General features: G+C 69.9%; 20 protein-coding genes. 7 read left to right on the top strand and 13 right to left on the bottom strand.

Annotation, left to right across the window (positions count from 1 at the left end):
* The first annotated feature begins 21 nt into the window (after positions 1-21).
* Positions 22-1,005: a YopJ family acetyltransferase gene (locus VFR90_RS09660; protein WP_326405913.1), complete on the top strand. Its 984-nt coding sequence runs from the start codon at positions 22-24 to the stop codon at positions 1,003-1,005.
* Here VFR90_RS09660 and VFR90_RS09655 read toward each other — a convergent pair.
* On the bottom strand, positions 979-2,199 hold the full coding sequence (locus tag VFR90_RS09655; protein ID WP_326405912.1) for an alpha/beta fold hydrolase: 1,221 nt from the start codon (positions 2,197-2,199) through the stop codon (positions 979-981). The two genes, VFR90_RS09660 and VFR90_RS09655, sit on opposite strands and share 27 nt — an antisense overlap.
* Here VFR90_RS09655 and pqqB point away from each other — a divergent pair.
* From pqqB to VFR90_RS09625, 6 genes are all read left to right on the top strand, one after another.
* Positions 2,198-3,148 (top strand): pyrroloquinoline quinone biosynthesis protein PqqB, encoded by a 951-nt coding sequence (gene pqqB / locus VFR90_RS09650; protein ID WP_326405911.1) that lies wholly within the window; start codon positions 2,198-2,200, stop codon positions 3,146-3,148. The genes VFR90_RS09655 and pqqB overlap by 2 nt on opposite strands.
* Positions 3,145-3,876 (top strand): pyrroloquinoline-quinone synthase PqqC, encoded by a 732-nt coding sequence (gene pqqC, locus VFR90_RS09645; protein WP_326405910.1) that lies wholly within the window; start codon positions 3,145-3,147, stop codon positions 3,874-3,876. The genes pqqB and pqqC overlap by 4 nt, the downstream gene beginning before the upstream one ends.
* On the top strand, positions 3,873-4,133 hold the full coding sequence (gene pqqD / locus VFR90_RS09640) for a pyrroloquinoline quinone biosynthesis peptide chaperone PqqD (protein WP_326405909.1): 261 nt from the start codon (positions 3,873-3,875) through the stop codon (positions 4,131-4,133). The genes pqqC and pqqD overlap by 4 nt, the downstream gene beginning before the upstream one ends.
* Complete coding sequence (gene pqqE / locus VFR90_RS09635; protein ID WP_326405908.1) at positions 4,111-5,301, top strand: pyrroloquinoline quinone biosynthesis protein PqqE; 1,191 nt, start codon at positions 4,111-4,113, stop codon at positions 5,299-5,301. Before pqqD ends, pqqE begins: the two co-directional genes overlap by 23 nt.
* Positions 5,302-5,320: 19 nt before the next feature.
* On the top strand, positions 5,321-6,325 hold the full coding sequence (locus VFR90_RS09630) for a YncE family protein (RefSeq protein WP_326405907.1): 1,005 nt from the start codon (positions 5,321-5,323) through the stop codon (positions 6,323-6,325).
* 62 nt (positions 6,326-6,387) lie between these two features.
* Entirely contained in the window at positions 6,388-6,921 is a 534-nt protein-coding gene (locus VFR90_RS09625; protein ID WP_326405906.1) for an SRPBCC family protein, read from the top strand.
* A 13-nt stretch (positions 6,922-6,934) separates the two neighbouring features.
* On the opposite strand, the gene VFR90_RS09620 is transcribed toward VFR90_RS09625, so the two are convergent.
* From VFR90_RS09620 to VFR90_RS09565, 12 genes are all read right to left on the bottom strand, one after another.
* Positions 6,935-7,945, bottom strand: a complete 1,011-nt coding sequence (locus VFR90_RS09620; RefSeq protein ID WP_326405905.1) for an inorganic phosphate transporter — start codon at positions 7,943-7,945, stop codon at positions 6,935-6,937.
* A gap of 88 nt (positions 7,946-8,033) precedes the next feature.
* A complete protein-coding gene (locus VFR90_RS09615; RefSeq protein WP_326405904.1) occupies positions 8,034-8,681 on the bottom strand; it encodes a DUF47 domain-containing protein in 648 nt (215 codons plus the stop codon).
* A gap of 88 nt (positions 8,682-8,769) precedes the next feature.
* Complete coding sequence (locus VFR90_RS09610; protein WP_326405963.1) at positions 8,770-9,603, bottom strand: CPBP family intramembrane glutamic endopeptidase; 834 nt, start codon at positions 9,601-9,603, stop codon at positions 8,770-8,772.
* A gap of 34 nt (positions 9,604-9,637) precedes the next feature.
* A complete protein-coding gene (locus tag VFR90_RS09605) occupies positions 9,638-10,378 on the bottom strand; it encodes a deoxynucleoside kinase (RefSeq protein WP_326405903.1) in 741 nt (246 codons plus the stop codon).
* Positions 10,379-10,434: 56 nt separating this feature from the next.
* Positions 10,435-10,794 (bottom strand): DMT family protein, encoded by a 360-nt coding sequence (locus VFR90_RS09600; protein ID WP_326405902.1) that lies wholly within the window; start codon positions 10,792-10,794, stop codon positions 10,435-10,437.
* Complete coding sequence (gene folK, locus VFR90_RS09595; protein ID WP_326405901.1) at positions 10,791-11,291, bottom strand: 2-amino-4-hydroxy-6-hydroxymethyldihydropteridine diphosphokinase; 501 nt, start codon at positions 11,289-11,291, stop codon at positions 10,791-10,793. Before folK ends, VFR90_RS09600 begins: the two co-directional genes overlap by 4 nt.
* Positions 11,292-11,297: 6 nt before the next feature.
* Positions 11,298-12,941, bottom strand: coding sequence for a polynucleotide adenylyltransferase PcnB (gene pcnB, locus VFR90_RS09590; RefSeq protein WP_326405900.1), 1,644 nt, complete (start codon positions 12,939-12,941; stop codon positions 11,298-11,300).
* Positions 12,938-13,606: an HAD family hydrolase gene (locus VFR90_RS09585; protein ID WP_326405899.1), complete on the bottom strand. Its 669-nt coding sequence runs from the start codon at positions 13,604-13,606 to the stop codon at positions 12,938-12,940. Before VFR90_RS09585 ends, pcnB begins: the two co-directional genes overlap by 4 nt.
* Positions 13,603-14,280: an HdaA/DnaA family protein gene (locus VFR90_RS09580; RefSeq protein WP_326405898.1), complete on the bottom strand. Its 678-nt coding sequence runs from the start codon at positions 14,278-14,280 to the stop codon at positions 13,603-13,605. The genes VFR90_RS09585 and VFR90_RS09580 overlap by 4 nt, the downstream gene beginning before the upstream one ends.
* Positions 14,281-14,309: 29 nt before the next feature.
* Complete coding sequence (locus VFR90_RS09575) at positions 14,310-15,371, bottom strand: AI-2E family transporter (protein ID WP_326405897.1); 1,062 nt, start codon at positions 15,369-15,371, stop codon at positions 14,310-14,312.
* A 76-nt stretch (positions 15,372-15,447) separates the two neighbouring features.
* Entirely contained in the window at positions 15,448-16,320 is an 873-nt protein-coding gene (locus tag VFR90_RS09570) for a SirB1 family protein (RefSeq protein ID WP_326405896.1), read from the bottom strand.
* Between the two features lie 94 nt (positions 16,321-16,414).
* Positions 16,415-16,627 carry a hypothetical protein gene (locus VFR90_RS09565; protein ID WP_326405895.1) on the bottom strand — a complete coding sequence of 71 codons (213 nt, stop codon included), beginning with the start codon at positions 16,625-16,627 and terminating at the stop codon, positions 16,415-16,417.
* Positions 16,628-16,652: the final 25 nt, after the last annotated feature.

The following is a 16,652-nucleotide window of genomic DNA, read 5'->3' as shown; positions in this document are numbered from 1 at the left end:
TCGCCGCCTTTTTCGTCCATATTGTTATCCGATGATGAAGACCTCGCGCCGGCCCGGAAACCGTCGCCGAAGGGAGTGACAGGGCGCGACGTGCCGCTCGATGTAGAACTTGCCGAGCAGCATTATCCCGCGCTAACCCGGTACCTCGGCCGACTGGAGGCCGCCTATCAAGCCAACTCAGCGTGTACGAATCTGGACGCGAATTTTTTGCCTACGCTGGTCGAAGGCTTGAACGCCGCCGATCCCGCGCTGAAACTTGAAATCCTCACGTTTCCGTTGTGGATACCCTCTAAGCCAAGCCGGTTAGCGCAGCGTTTGGAGGAGAGCTTGCGGCAGCCGAGCAATTGGCACGCCGTACTGGATGACGGCGGCCATCGCACCGCGCTCAGCGTACGATATGCTCCACAGACCCACGACGTATCGGTGCTTTTGGTTGAAAGCATGCGAAGTCAATTCCGTCACGGGCGACTTATGTCGAAAGCCCTGAAGCGAATTGCCTCCGATCTTCAAGACAAACTAGACCCCAAAGCCCCGCCTTTGCGTCTGCACCTGAAATTTTTGCCCAGCCGCGCCCAGATCGGGGACGGATGTACTATTTTTGCTTTGTCGGCGGTCAAGAAGATGGCTTCTGACCCAGCGATCGCTGCGCTACACCAGCAAGCTTTCACCGAGCTGCAAACTGCGACCTCGACGACCACATCGAAACCTCTGAAAGCGCGCGAAACTCCTCTCTCCTTGCTCAAGCACGCCACCTCTCTAAGGGTAGTGAAGAAAGTGCTCAACGCGATGGACGACCCGAGCGTCGCGGAGCGAGCAGTGAACAAGCGGGGGGAGACGCTGGTCCAGCGCGTGAAATCACATATCGTCAAACGCGTTACCGACAAGAAAATCTCTTTCAGCAATTCCCACGAAGCCAAGCGCATTCAAATAATTCGATCTGCGCTGGCCCAATTGACGGCGGACAAAAGCCGAGCGGGTTCAGACGCCCCGACGCAAGGCCTCTAACGCCGCCAGCCGCCGGGCCCAGCGCTGCGCCTGCTCGCGCAAGACGGGGGCCAGGTGCGGGTCGCTCATGCGATGCCCTGCCCCCGCAGCAGGGCAAGCCACGGCAGTCGGCCACCGCGTAGCGAGGGCACGCGCGACTTGCGGATCGCAGGTGGCATCGGCCTCGCCCCAGACCAGCGCAAGCGGACCGAGATCCGCCAAGCTCCGTGGGGCCACGCTTTCGATCGACCAAGGCTGCGCGGCCGCCTGCGTCCCGCGCCACCGCGTCGCTGCGTAGTGCGCATGCACCTCCCAGCTCGCGAGCAGTGCGCCGGTGAGCGTCGGCAGCCGCTCCGGCGAGAACCGCGCGCCCGATCCCTTCACACCGCCGGCCACGCCCTGGGCATCGTCGTAGGCGCTCCAGGCGCGGCACAAGGCAGCGTCCGCACCGATCGGCACGTCCTGCCTTGCTCCAGCGTGAAACAGGGCTTGGAACGCGGACACACGCGCCGCCCCGAGCCAGTGGCGACCAGGATCGCCCAACCAGTCGTCCCAATCCGCCACATAGCGCGCTGCTTCGGCCGGGCTGCCAAGGAAGGGACTGCGCAGGAACAGGCCGGCCGTGTGCGCGGTGTGGGCCGAGGCGTAGGCCAAGGCGACCCGCGCGCCCCAAGAGCCGCCCACCAGCGCCCAGCGCTCGATGCCGAGCTGCTCGCGCAGCCGCTCGGCGTCGGCCACAAGGGCTGCGAGATCGTTGGCGACGGTCGAGCCGAGCGGTGTGCTGCGACCGCAGCCGCGCTGGTCGAAGACGATCCAGCGCACCGGCAGCCCGTCGAACCAGCGCGTGGTCTCGGTTCGGCTTGCGCCGCCCGGGCCGCCGTGCACGATGAGCACCGGCCAGCCCGCTGCGTCACCGCCCTCGCACCACCAGATGCGATGGCCGTCGCCGGCCTCGAGCCAGGCTCCGGCAGGCCAGCTTGGCGATGGCGTCGAGGCGAGGTTCATGGATTTCTCGACAGGGCTTATGCGGGGTTGCGGCACTCGGGGCTGTGGGCGACGCTCATAGCTGACCGATCGTGCGAGCGGCCCCTGCGGCCCGACCGATTCTCGGCACGCACGGATCGCCTGCCACCCTAAAGCCCGCGATGCGCTCCTTTTCGTCCTGTCTTGCGACACCGCTCGATCGTCCTGGCCTCGCGGGAAGAGTCCGGCCATGAAGGCCCTGGTGCTCGGCTCGGGCGCCGGTGGCGGCTGCCCGCAATGGAACTGCCACTGCGCGATGTGCGCCGCAGCGCGGCAGGGGACGAAGCTGATCCGCCCACGCACGCAAAGCTCGATCGCCGTCTCGGCCGACGGCATCGATTGGGTGCTGCTCAACGCCTCGCCCGACATCGGCCAGCAGCTGCGCGTGCAGCCCGCGCTGCATCCGCGCGCCGGCCGCGGTCTGCGCGACACCCCCATCCGCGCGGTGGTGCTGATGGACGCGCAGATCGACCACGCCACCGGCCTGCTGAGCCTGCGCGAAGGCCCGCCGTTGGAGCTGTACTGCACGCCCTGCGTGTTCGAGGACCTGACCACCGGCTTGCCGATCCTCACGGTGCTCGAGCACTACTGCGGCGTGCGCTGGCACATGCTGCCGGTCGCGGGCGAGCAGCGTGCGGCCGAGTTTTCGATCGACGGCTTCGAGCACCTGGGTTTTCGCGCGATCGCGATCCCCGGCAAGGCGCCGCCCTATTCGCCGCACCGGCACGACCCGAAGGTGGGCGACAACATCGCGCTCGAAGTGACCGACCGCCGCAGCGGCAAGCGGCTGTTCTACGCGCCGGGGCTCGGCGAAGTCGGCGCCGACGAGCTGGAGTGGATGCGCGACGCCGACTGCGTGCTCGTCGATGGCACCTTCTGGACCGAGGACGAAATGATCACCGCCGGCCTCGGCACCAAGCCGGCCGCGTCGATGGGCCACCTGCCGCAGACGGCGACCTCGACGCCGCAGGGCACGCGCGCCGGGATGATGGACGCGCTCGATCAGACCCGCGCCCGCCGCAAGCTGCTGATCCACATCAACAACAGCAACCCGATCCTCGACGACTACGGCCCCGAACGTGCCGAGCTGGCGCTGCGCGGCATCGAGGTCGCGCACGACGGCATGGAGATCTCGCTGTGAGCGATCAAGCGCCGTGGTCGCCCGCCGAATTCGAAGCGCGCTTGCGCGCGAAGGAAGCGGGCTATCACATCCACCATCCATTCAACAAGCGGCTGAACAGCGGCGCGCTCGCGCCCTTCCAGGTTCGTGGCTGGGTCGCGAACCGCTTCTACTACCAGCAGGCGATCCCGATGAAGGACGCTGCGGTGATGAGCAACTGCGACGACCGCGCGACGCGCCGCCGCTGGATCGAACGCATGCTCGACCACGACGGCCACGGTGATCACGAAGGCAAGAACGCCGGCGGCATCGAAACCTGGACGCGCCTGGGCATGGCCTGCGGCCTGAGCCGCGACGACCTCTGGAGCAACCGGCACGTCCAGCCGGGCACGCGCTTCGCCGTGGACGCCTACGTGAATTTCGCGCGCCGCTCGCCGTGGCAGGAAGCGGTGATCTCTTCGCTGACCGAAATGTTCGCGCCCAAGATCCATGCCGATCGCCTCGCCGGCTGGCCCAGCCATTACCCGTGGATCGAGGCCGAGGGGCTCGGCTACTTCCGCAGCCGCATCCCGCTGGCGCAGCGCGACGTGGAACACGGCCTCGAAGTCGCGATCGCCTACGGCAGCACCCGCGCGAAGCAGGAACGCGCCCTTGACATCCTGCAGTTCAAGCTCGACGTGCTGTGGTCGCTGCTCGATGCCTGCGAGCGCGCCTACCCCGACAACCTCCACGAAGACAGGCGGCCATGACGATCACTGCCACGCCGCGCCTCGCGCCGATGTTCCGCCTGCAGTTCGAGCCGGCGCAGGACGCGTGGGTGCTGCTGTATCCGGAGGGCATGGTCAAGCTGAACGGGCCGGCGAGCGAGATTCTCAAGCGCTGCGACGGCAAGACCAGCGTCGCCGAGATCACCGCCGACCTCGAACGCGCGTTCTCGACGAACGGCCTGCAGGGCGACGTCGAAGACTTCCTGAGGCACGCCGATGAACAGCACTGGATCGCCTGAGCGCAAGGCGCCCGGCGCGCCGATGTGGCTCCTCGCGGAGCTCAGCTACCGCTGCCCGCTGCACTGCGTGTTCTGCTCGAACCCGACCGACTACGCCGCGCACATGAGCGAGATCGGCACCGAGGACTGGAAGCGCGTCTTCCGCGAAGCGCGGCAGATGGGCGCGGTGCAGCTCGGCTTTTCCGGCGGCGAGCCGCTGCTGCGCGACGACCTCGAAGAGCTGGTCGCCGAAGCGCGCGGGCTCGGCTACTACACGAACCTCATCACCTCCGGCATCGGCCTCACCGAGAAGCGCGCGCACGCGCTGAAGGACGCCGGCCTCGACCACATCCAGCTCAGTTTCCAGGATTCGACGAAGGAGCTGAACGACTTCCTCTCGTCCACCCGCACCTTCGATCTCAAGAACAAGGTCGCCGCGATCATCAAGGGCCTCGGCTACCCGATGGTGCTGAACTGCGTGATGCACCGCTACAACCTGCCGCACGTGGGCCGCATCATCGACATGGCCGAGCGCATGGGCGCCGACTACCTCGAGCTCGCGAACACGCAGTACTACGGCTGGGCGTGGCTCAACCGCGCGGCGCTGATGCCCACGCCCGACGAACTGCACGACGCCGAGGCCATCGTCGACAGCCACCGCGAACGGCTCGCCGGGAAGATGAAGCTGCTGTGGGTCTCGCCCGACTACGTCGACGCAAAACCCAAGCCCTGCATGGCCGGCTGGGGTGCGGTGTTCATGGTGGTGGCACCCGACGGCACTGCCCTGCCCTGCCACAGCGCGCGCATGCTGCCCGGCTTCGACTTCCCCAAGGTCACCGGGCACAGCATCGAAAGCATCTGGCGCGACAGCGACGCCTTCAACCGCTTTCGCGGCACCGGCTGGATGAGCGAGACCTGCAAGTCCTGCGACCAGCACGAGAAAGACTTCGGCGGCTGCCGCTGCCAGGCCTTCCTCGTCACCGGCGACGCGGCAGCGACCGACCCGGTCTGCCCCAAGAGCCCGGACCGGCACCTGATCGACGACGCATTGGCCCAGACTCAGCCGATGGCCGAGACAAGCGCGCCCGGGCAGCCGATGCGCTTCGTGCCGAATGCGGCGAAGAGCGGGGAGCTTTGGTACCGGACCGATGCCAACTCGCGGGAGCTCGTCGGCAGCGGGCCTCGCTGAGCGCCAGGCCTTGTCGCGCATGGGTTCCGTTCCGCGAGGTGCTTCCCGCGCCGTCGTCGCGACGCTGATCGCCGCCTGGAGCGCGGCCGCCGCCGTCGCCGCCCCCTTCGCCTGGATCACCAACCAGGGCGACCACACCGTCAGCGTGATCGACGTCGCCGCGCGCGCCGTCGTGGCCACCGTGCCGGTCGATCGCTCGCCGGCGGGGGTGGTGGCGGTCGATCGCGCGGGCAAGGTGTTCGTCACCGCGCCCGACAGCAACGCGGTCACCGTGCTCGACGCCGCGACGCGCGGCAAGCTCGCGAGCCTTTCGGCCGGCAAGGGCGCGGTGGGCATCGACGCGGCGCCCGACGGCCAGCGCGTGTACGTGGCCGACTGGTTCGGCCAGCAGCTGCTCGGCTTCGATGCCCGCACGCACCGCGAGGTGCTGCGCGTGCCGCTGGGCCGCGCGCCGGCCGGCGTCGCGGTTTCGGCCGACGGGCGCGAGGTGTTCGTCGCCGAGCGCGACGAGGACCGCATCGCGATCGTCGATGCAAGCGACCCGGCCAAGGCCTTCGTGCGTGCGCGCGTCGCGGTGCAGGAGCATCCGTTCGCGCTGCTGTTCGACGCGAAGCGCCAGCGGCTCTACGCGCTCAACGTCTACAGCGACAGCGTCAGCGTGATCGACCTGCGCGATCGTGCCGCGCCGAAGGTCGTCGCCACGGTGAAGGTCGGCAAGGCGCCTTACGGCGCGACGCTCGCGCACGGTGGCGCGCTGCTGTACGTGACCAACCAGCGCGACGACAGCGTCTCGGTGATCGATGCCGACAAGCTCGAGGTCGTGCGCACGCTCACCGGCTTCGGCTATCCCGAAGGGATTGCGACCGCGGGCGACGAGGTGCTGGTCGTCAACTGGATGGACGAGCGGCTCGACGTGCTCGACGCCGGCTCGGGCCGCAAGCTCGCGAGCGTTGCGACCGGCGCGAACCCGCGCGGCTTCGGTGCCTTCGTCGGCACGGTCGCACCGGCAGCGGGGAGCCGTTAAGCGTCTGCCTGCGCAGGCAGACTGCGACGTCGATCCATCACCCCTCGATCAGGAGACCCACGATGCTTCCCAGGCGCTACGCCCTCGCGGCCTCGGCCCTCGTCACCTTGCTCGCAGCGCTGCCGGCGTCGGCCCATGGCCCGACGCGGCAGAAGGTCGTCGAGAAGATCGCGATCGATGCGCCGGCCGATGCGGTGTGGGCGATCGTCAAGGACTTCGACGCGCTCGCGAAGTGGCATCCGGCCGTCGAAGCGAGCCCGGCCGACAAGGGCAACACCGAGGGCTCCGTGCGCAACCTGAAGCTCAAGGGCGGCGGCGCGCTGGTCGAGACGCTGGAGAAGTACAACGCCGCCGGCAAGAGCTACGGCTACCGCGCCAAGGACGGCGGCGCCCTGCCGGTGACCAACTACACCTCGACGATCACGGTCAGCGGCGAAGGCGCCAAGTCCAGCGTCGAATGGCGTGGCGCGTTCTACCGCGGCTTCCCGAACAACGACCCGCCGCCGGATCAGAACGACGAGGCCGCGGTGAAGGCGGTCACCGGCGTCTACAAGGCGGGCTTGGAAAACTTGAAGAAGTTGGCGGAGACGAAGTAGCCGCCGGGCCGGCTCAGAAGACCCGCCGGCTCAGCCCGTAGAACACCGCCGCGATCAGCGCGGAAGCGGGGATCGTCAAGATCCAAGCCCACACGATCGTGCCGGCCACGCCCCAGCGCACCGCGCTCATGCGCTGCGTCGAGCCGACGCCGACGATCGCGCCGGTGATCGTGTGGGTGGTCGAGACCGGGATGCCGAGCAAGGTCGCGCCGAAGAGCGTGAGCGCGCCGCCGGTCTCGGCGCAGAAGCCGCCGACGGGTTTGAGCTTGGTGATCTTCTGGCCCATCGTCTTCACGATGCGCCAGCCGCCGAACATCGTGCCGGCGGCGATCGCGAGGTAGCAGCTCCAGATCACCCACCACGGCGGCGTGCTGTCGCCGGCCTGCGCGTAGCCGGTGGCGACCAGCAGCATCCAGATGATGCCGATGGTCTTCTGCGCGTCGTTGCCGCCGTGGCCGAGGCTGTAGGCCGCCGCCGAGATCAACTGGCCGCGGCGGAACACGCGGTCCACCCGCAGCGGCGAGCGCGAGCGGAACAGGTGGGCGACGACGACCATCATCACCGAGCCGAGCAGGAAGCCGAGCAGCGGCGAGACGACGATGAAGGCCACCGTCTTGCCCAGGCCTGCGCCGATCAGCGCCGAAGGCCCGGCCTTCGCGAGCGTCGCGCCGACGAGGCCGCCGATCAGCGCGTGCGAGCTCGACGACGGGATGCCGAACCACCACGTGGCGACGTTCCAGGCGATCGCGCCGACCAGCGCGCCGAACACCACGTTCGGATCGACCACGCCGGGCTCGACGATGCCTTTGCCGATGGTCGCCGCGACCGAGAGATGGAAGACGAAGATCGCGACGAAGTTGAAGAAGGCCGCGAAGACCACCGCCTGTTGCGGCTTGAGCACGCCGGTGGAGACGACGGTGGCGATCGAGTTCGCGGCGTCGTGGAAGCCGTTCATAAAGTCGAAGGCGATCGCCAGCGCGACCAGCATCGCGACGACCCAGAAGCCGAGCTGGACCGAGCTCACGCGAGGCGGCCGCCGCCGGCCCGCCCCAAGGCGGCCGAGCGCCCCCTCGGAGGGCAGGAGCGAAGCGACGTGGGGGCCGACATTTCGCTCAAGAGTTCTCGAGGACGATGCCCTCGATCAGGTTCGCCACGTCCTCGCAGCGGTCGGTGATCGACTCGAGCATCTCGTAGACGGCCTTCAGCTTGATCAGCTCGCGCACGTCGGGCTCCTCGCGGAACAGCCGGCTCATCGCGGCGCGCATCACGCGGTCGGCGTCGCTTTCGAGGTGGTCGATCTCCTCGCAGGTCTTGAGCGCGGCGTCGACCGTGCTCGCGTCCTTCAGCTTGGGCAGCAGCGAGACGGCGTGCTGCACGCGCTCGCAGCAGCGTGCGCTGAGCTGGCCGAGCTGCCGCGTCTCCTCGGTCATGCGGCGCACGTCGTAGAGGCTCATCGTCTCGGTGGTGTCCTGCAGCAGGTCGAGCACGTCGTCCATCGCGTTGATCAGCGAATGGATCTGCTCGCGGTCGAGCGGCGTGATGAAGGTCTTGTGCAGCAGCCGGTTGACCTCGTGGGTGATCTTGTCGGCGCGCTGCTCGGCGGCGATCACCGCGGCGGCGTGGCGTTCGCGCTCGGCGGGGTCGTCGTAGCCGTCGATCAGCGCGAGGAAGGCGCGCGCGCCTTCGACGATGTACCGCGCATGCTGGTCGAACAGTTCGAAGAAATTGCCGTCGCGCGGCAAGAGCTTGCCAAGCAGCATGGGCGCTCCGGTGAGGTCGAGACCCGGGGTGGTTCCGGGCGGCTGGCATTGTCACACCGCTGCCATGAACGGCCCGCGGCGCGGCCCTTCAAGCGGATCGATGCGGATAGGTGAAGCCGATGAAGTGCACCGCGTTGACCGCGAAGTGCGCCAGGACCGCCGCTTCGACCCGGCGGGTGGCGGCGTAGGCGACGGCGTAGCCGAGGCCGGCGACGGCTGCGATCGCCGCAGCGGTGGGGCCGCCGCCCAGGTGAGCCAGGCCGAACAGCGCCGCGCAGGCGACCACCGACGCGCCGGCCCAAGCACGGCGCCGCGCTGCGATCGCCATCAGCCGCTCCTGCACCAGGCCGCGAAAGAACGCCTCCTCGGGCACGCAGGTGAACAGCAGGTTGATCAGCAGGAACGACAGCGCGTACGACGGCCACTTCACGTCGACGCGCACGTGCGCGAGCGCGACGGCGAGACCCAGGGTCACGACCACGGTCACCCCCGCGATCAGCAGCGTGCGCACCGGCGGGAAGCCACCGCGGCGCCCATGGAAAGCCAGGAGCACCAGTCCTGCGGCGCCCTTGTCGAAGTTGAGGTACTGGGTGAAGCCCGCGCCATCAACGCTCGCGCGCACGCCGGCCAGATGCACCGGGTTTCGAAAACCCGGCACCAGGTGGAGGGCCATCGCGAGCGCAAGACCCGCGAGGGCCGCAGTGAACAGCGCCCCGGCGGCGCCGTCCGCTCGCTTCGAGCCCCACGCGCAGGCGAGCAACAGCGCGATCGCCAGCAGGCCGGGCCAGCGCACCACGCCCTCGACCACCGCGGCCAAGAGCGCTGCGGCGAAGCAGGGCCACCAAGCCGGCACCAAGTGGGGCAAGCGCAGCGGCGGCGCCCACACCGCGAGGATCGCGATGCCAAGCAGCAGGAAGGTCATCGACACGCGGGTGCGCCGGCCAGCAACGCCGGCTTCAGCCTTCGATCAGGCCGCCCTGCTTCGGCGCCACGAGCCGGCCGTCGCTCGCGCGCCCGGGCAGGTCGGGCGGATCGAAGTATTCGAAGGGGCCCTTGAAGCGTTCGATGCGATCGAGCACGCGCCGGAAGCTCGGGCCGTCCGGCGCATCGGCCGCCGGATGAAAGGCCTCGGTGTTGATGGCGAGCACCGGTGCGCCGCGGTGCGTGGTGAAGTGACGCTGGTAGGCATCGCTCAACGCGCGCAGGTAGTCCTCGGTGATGTGCCGCTCCATCGGAAGGCCGCGGCGGGCGATGCGCGCGAGCAGCGTGTCGGGCTCGGCGTGCAGCCAGATCACGAGGTCCGGCTCCGGCACGCGCTGCGCATGGCGCTTGTGGATCTGCCGGTACAGCGCGAGGTCCTCGTCGCCGAGCGTGAGCGCCGCGAAGATCGCGTCCTTCGCGAACAGGAAGTCGCTGATCAGCCCCTGCTCGAAGATGCCCGGCTGCTTCAGCACCGCCAGCTGCTCGACGCGCTGGAACAGGAAGTTCAGCTGCGTCTGCAGCGCGAGCGCATTGCCCTTCCAGCCGGCGCCGCGCTGCGTCGCGCGGCCCATGTCCTCGTAGTAGCGCTCGAGGAAGGGGTTGTCGGCCGGCTCCTCGAGCAGCAGCTTCGCGCCGCGTTGCGCGGCGAGCGCGCGCGCGAGCGTCGTCTTGCCGACGCCGATCGGGCCTTCGATGGCGATGTGGGCGAACTTCATCCCGGTCCCGAACGGTCGCGCCGAAGGGGCGGAGAACGAAGTGGGCGCGGTGCCCGTCATGCCGATCGGAAGATGAAGTAGGCCGCGCCGACGATGCACAGCCCGGCCCACAGGTAGTCAAGCTTCAGCGGCTCGCGCAGGTAGAGCACCGCGAAGGGCACGAAGACGCTCAGCGTGATCACCTCCTGCACGATCTTCAGCTGGCCGACGCTGAATTGCGTCGCGCCGATGCGGTTGGCCGGCACCATCAGCAGGTACTCGAAGAAGGCGATGCCCCAGCTCGCGACGACCGCGATCCACCACGGCCGGTCGTGCAGCGTCTTCAAGTGGCCGTACCACGCGAAGGTCATGAAGACGTTCGACAGGATCAGCAGGCCGACGGTCTGCAGCGAAACCGACGTGATCGCTGCGCTCATGCGACGAGGCTTTCGCCGCTGCGCTCGATGCGCTGGCCGGCCACCCGCGCCAGCGCCGCTTCGATGCGGCCGTGCGCCGGCAGCTCGAGCCCGGGCGCGATCTCCGCCAGCGGCGCCAGCACGAAGGCGCGCTCGTGCAGGCGCGGATGCGGCAGCGTGAGCGCGGACTCGCCGAGCCGCGCGTCGCCGTGCAGCAGCAGGTCGAGGTCAAGCGTGCGCGGCGCGTTGCGGTACGGCCGCTCGCGGCCGTGTTCGAGCTCGATCGCCTGCAGCGCCGCGAGCAGCTCGTGCGGCGCGAGCGCCGTGTCGAGCGCCGCGACGGCGTTCAGGTAGTCCGGCCCGCTCGAATCGATCGGCGCACTGCGGTACAGCGACGACAGCGCGACGCGGCGCGTCGCCGGCAAGGCGTCGAGCGCGGCGACGGCCGCGCGCAGCGCGGCGAGCGCGTCGCCGAGGTTCGCGCCGAGGCCGACGTAGGCACGCTGCGTCGCGGCCATCGGCGCTCAGGCCTTGTCGTCCGGCGAGGCGGGCGTGACGACGGCGGCGGTCTCGCCGCCGTCGCGCTGCGACGCCGGCTTGCGGCGCCGGCGGCGGCGCTTGCGCGCCGGCGCCTCGCCGGCTTCCGCGGCTCCTGCGGCTTCGACCTCCTCGGCGTCCTCCGCGCCGTCGGCGGTCTCCGCGTCCGGCCCGTCGCCCGCGTCGTCCACCGCCTTCGGCTTGCGCACCGCCGTCACGCGGCCGGCAGCCGGCGGCGCCTTCACCCGGCGCGCGTGCTCCTGCTCGCGTGCCAGTTCGACGAGCGCGCGCCGTTCCTCGTCGCTGCCGAGCGAGTAGTCCTCCCACCACTCGGCGAATTCGGCGGGCACCTCGCCGGTGTCCGCGCGCAGCCGCAGGAAATCGAAGCCGGCTCGAAAGCGCGGCTGCTCGACGAGGCTCGCCGGCGTGTTGCCGCTGCGGCGCTCGAAGCGCGGCTGCATCGTCCAGATCTCGCGCATGTCGGTGCCCAGCTTGCCGCGGCCGGAGATGTCGCCGATGCGCGCATCGAAGGCCGCATCGACGGCGTCCTGCAGCGCCGGGAACGGCGGCGTGCCCTGCGCCTTGCGGCGCTGCCAGCCGGCCAGCACCTCGTGCCACAGCAAACAGGCGAGCAGGAAGCTCGGCGCGACCGGCTTGCCTTCGGCGACGCGCCGGTCGGTGTCGGCCAGCGCCGCCTGGATGAAAGCTTCCCGCGCGGGGTTCTTCTGCGCGTCGGCCAGCACCGCGTCCAGCAACGGGAAGATCGCGAGCAGGTTGAGCCTGCGCAGCTGCTCGATCGACTTCAGCGCGTGCCCGGTCTGCAGCAGCTTGATCATCTCGTCGAACAGGCGCGAGATCGGCACCGCCTCGAGCAGCGCGGCGCTCTCGTGCACCGGCTTGAGCGTCTTGGGCTCGATCTCGAAGCCGAGCTTCGCCGCGAAGCGCACCGCGCGCACGATGCGCACCGGGTCCTCGCGGTAGCGCGCGGCGGGGTCGCCGATCATGCGCAGCAGCCGCTTCTTCGCGTCGGCGATGCCTTGGTGGTAGTCGACCACCGTGCGGGTGGTCGGGTCGTAGTACAGCGCGTTGACGGTGAAGTCGCGCCGCGCGGCGTCCTCGATCTGCGGGCCCCAGACGTTGTCGCGCAGCACGCGGCCGCTCGCGTCGACGACGTGGCCGCCCTTGTTGGCCTGCAGCTCGGCACGCGAGGTCTTCTCGTTGCCCGCGACCTGCTCGGCCGCGCTCGCATCGAGGTTGGCGCGGAAGGTCGAGACCTCGATCACCTCGTGCTCGCGACCGCGCCCGTAGACCACATGGACGATGCGGAAGCGCCGGCCGATGATGAAGGCGCGCCGGAACAGCGCCTTGACCTGCTCCGGCGTCGCGTCGGTGGCGACGTCGAAGTCCTTCGGCCGCAGGCCCAGCATCATGTCGCGTACCGCGCCGCCGACGATGTAGGCGGTGTGGCCGGCCTGCTGCAGCGTCTCGACGACCTTGACGGCCTTGTCGTCCACCAGCGCCGGATCGATGCCGTGCACTTCCTGCGGCACCTCGACGCGCTTGCCCGTGCGTTGCACCGGCGTCGCGGCGTCGTCCTTGCCCAGCAGGCGATTGATGAAGCGCTTGATCATGCGAAGAGGTTCAGGATCGGCCAGCCGCGTTCGCCGGCGAGCGCCGCGAGCGGAGGCGAAGGGTTGGTGGCCACGGGGTGCGTCGCCAGCTCGAGCAGCGGCAGGTCGTTGATCGAGTCGCTGTAGACGCTGACGCGCTCGAAGTCTTGCACACGCCGGCCGCGGCCCGCGAGCCACTGGGCGACACGTTCGACCTTGCCTTCGCGGAACGACGGCACGCCGCGGATGCGGCCGGTGACTTGGCCGGCCGCCGAGCGTTCGAGCTCGACCGCGATCAGCGTCTCGATGCCGAAGGCCTCGGCGATCGGCCGCGTGACCCATTCGTTGGTCGCGGTCACGATGGCGACGAAGTCGTCGTCGCGCTGATGCCGGCGCACCAGCTCGAAGGCTTCGCTGCGCAGGTGCGGCGCGATCGCCTCGCGCATGAAGCGATCGCGCCCGGCCTGCTGCTCGGCGGCCGGCCGGTCGCGCCAGGCGCGCGTCGCGAACTCGACGTAGGCGGCGATGTCGAGCGTGCCGTCCTGGTACTGCGCGTAGAAGCGGTCGTTCTCGGCGCGTTGCGCTTCGGCCCGGGCCCAGCCGAGCGTGACGACGAAGTCGCCCCAGGCATGGTCGGAGTCGATCGGCAGCAGCGTCAGGTCGAGGTCGAAGAGACAGAGGTTCATCGCGACGGGTCGGTGAAGAGATCGCGCACCGGCGGCGCGCCGCCTTCGGCGAGCAGGCGCTTGACGAGCGGCACCGTGACCGCGCGCTGCTCGCGCAGCGAATAGGCGTCGAGCGCATCGAGCCAGCGCATCAGCGAGCCGAGATCGCGCTCGAAGCGGCTCAGCAGGAAGGCGACGACGTCCTCCGGCAGGCCGACGCCGCGGCGCAGCGCCTCGCTGGCGAGCGCGGCCCGCACCTCGGGCTCGGCCGGCGGCTGCAGCTGGAACACGAGGCCGCCGCCGAGGCGGGTGCGCAGGTCCTCGCGCAAGGGCAGATCGACCGGCGGCAGCCGGCCGGCGGCGATTACCGCGAGCGGCTGCACGAACAGCGCGAAGGCGGCGTGCTGGCGCTCGGCGTCGAGTGCCTCGCAGGCGTCGACCGCTACATGCGCGCAGGCTTCGTCGGCCGTCCACGGCAGCGGGCTGCGCGCATCGAACCGCGCGCCGCCCCGCGCGCGCAGCGCAGCCTGAAGCAGGTGGCTCTTGCCCACGCCCGGCGGACCCCACAGGTAGATCGGCACGCCGACGCGGGCGCCCTCGCCCAGCGCCCGCAGCGCAGCGGCGTTCGGGCCGACGACGAAGTTGTCGAAGCTGGGTTGCGGCGGCGGGCCGAGCTCGAGCACCAGCTGCTTCATCGGCACCGCAAGTCCCGCGTCCAGCGCGCTCAGCCGCGGTAGAGCGCGCTCTCGCGGTACAGCGCCGTCATGCGCCGCCACGCCACCACGCCGACCGCGCACACCGGCAGGGCCACCAGCACGCCGACGAAGCCGAACAGCTGGCCGAAAGCGAGCAGCGCGAAGATCACCGTCACCGGATGCATGCCGATGCGCTCGCCCACCAGCCGCGGCGTGAGCCAGAAGCTTTCGAGCACCTGCCCGAGCCCGTAGACCACCGCCACCGCGACCACCGCGTAGACGCTGCCGAACTGCAGGACGCCGGCCAGCAGCGCGAGGATCAGCCCGAGGCCGAAGCCGAGGTACGGGATGAACACCGCGAGCCCGGTGAACACGCCGACCGGCACCGCCATCTCGAAGCGGAACAGCGCGAGGCCCACGCTGTAGAACACCGCCAGCACGCCCATCACCAGCGCCTGGCCGCGCAGGTACTGGCCGAGCATGTGGTCGCATTCGACGACGAAGCCTTCGACCTGCGGGCGCAGGCGCGGCGGCACCAGCTGGCGCGCGCTTTCGATGAAGCGCGGCCAGTCCATCAGCAGGTAGAACAGCACCAGCGGGATCAGCACCGCGGTGCCGACGAAGCCGAGCACGTAGCTGCCGCCGATGCGCAGCGAGCTCAGGGCGCGGCGGGCGAAGGTCTCGGTGTTGTCGCTGAGGTAGCCGACGATCGATTCGCGCAGGTGGTTGAAGTCGAGGTCGAGGACGATGTCCCAGCGGGCGAGCCAGGGTTGCAGCCAGACGGCCAGCCGGTTCAGCGCGGTGGGGGCCTGCTCGAGCAGCTGCGGCAGGTTCTTCGCGAGGATGGGCAGCAGCAGCAGCACCAGCGCCACCGCGAGCAGCAACGCCACCGCCTCGACCAGCGTCACCGCCAGCCAGCGCGGCCAGCGCCGCCGCACCAGCGCGGTGACCAGCGGCTGCAAGGCGTAGCCGAGCACCAGCGCGACGACGAAGGGCGCGAGCACCGGGCCGAGCAGCCACAGCAAGAAGGCCAGGGCCGCACCGATCGCAAGCCACCCGAGCGTGCGGGTCTGCGCAGGAGTGAAGGTCATGGGGGTCGGGGCGCCGAGCGACGCCTCGAGCGAGGGGGACGGCAGTTTACGAGGCGAGGCTGCGCGCGCCGGAGGTTCAGTGCAGGCGGGGCCGGCCGACGCGGCGCAGCTCGCCGGCGCGCTCGAGCATCGCGTGGCGGTCGGCGGCCTGCGGGCTGTGCTTCGCGTAGGCCTCGAGGTCCTCGGCCGCCTCGGCGTACAGGCCGAGCTCGGCGCGCGCGAGACCGAGGTCGCGACGCTCCTCGGCGTCGCGGGGCAGCAGCAGCACCAGCCGCTGCTGCACCCCCACCAGCCGCGGCCAGTCTTCCGCGGCGCGGTGCACTTCCTTCAGATTGCGCAGCATGCGCGCGAGGATGTCGCGCGCCGACGCGGCCTGCAGGAACAGGCCGAGCGGCATGTCGAAGTCGCCCTGCAGGCCTTGCCGGCGCTTGTAGGGCTGCAGGCGCTCGTCGAGCTCCTCGCGCGAGAGCGACTGGCCCGAGAACGGATCGATCACCACCTCGCCGCGCGGCATCTTCACCTTGATGAGGAAATGCCCAGGGAAGGCGATGCCGCGCGCGGCGAGGCCGATCTGCCCGGCCAGCTCCATGTAGACCACCGCGAGCGAGATCGGGATGCCGCGCCGCGTGCGCAGCACCTCGTGCAGGTAGCTGTTGCCGCGCGCGTGGTAGTCGTTCAGGTTGCCGGCGAAACCCAGCTCCTGGAAGAAGTAGCGGCCCAGCGCACGCAGGCGCTGCAGCGGTGCGGCATCGGCCGGAAGGCGGCGCTTCAGGCGATCGGCGAGGCCATCCAGCTCGGCCAGCACGGCCTGCACGTCGGGCGCCGGCTGCTCGTCGAGCGCGATCGCGGCGCAGGCTTCGGTGAGGGGCAGGCTCGCATCGTCGGCGACGAGCGCGGCGAAGTAGTCGAGGGCCGTGGGCGTGGGGGTCCGGAACGATGACGACGGCATGAACTGAGTCTAGGCCAGCGTCCCGGCCGCTTCGCTGCGCCGCGCGATGGCGCAGGAGCCGCCTGCGGCATCGCGGCCCCGTGGCCTCGTGGCCTTACTTGCTCAGATCCTTCTTCACGTTCTCGGCGGTTTCCTTGATCTTCTCGCCGGCCTTGTCGACCTGCTCAGCGGTCTTCTCGGCAGCGTTGTCGAGCTGCTTGCCGGCGCGCTCGGCCGGGCCTTCGGCGCGCTGGCAGGCGGCGAGGCCCAGGCTCAGCGCGAGGGCGATCGTGGCCGCGAAGGTGGTCGAGGTCTTGGTCTTGTGCATGGCTTCTCCTTGTGAATCGCGAACC

It is taken from the genome of Methylibium sp., assembly GCF_035762065.1.
Classification (GTDB): Bacteria; Pseudomonadota; Gammaproteobacteria; order Burkholderiales; family Burkholderiaceae_C; genus Methylibium.
Note: the sequence above shows the minus strand (reverse complement) of the source record. Positions and strands in the feature narration are given on the sequence as shown.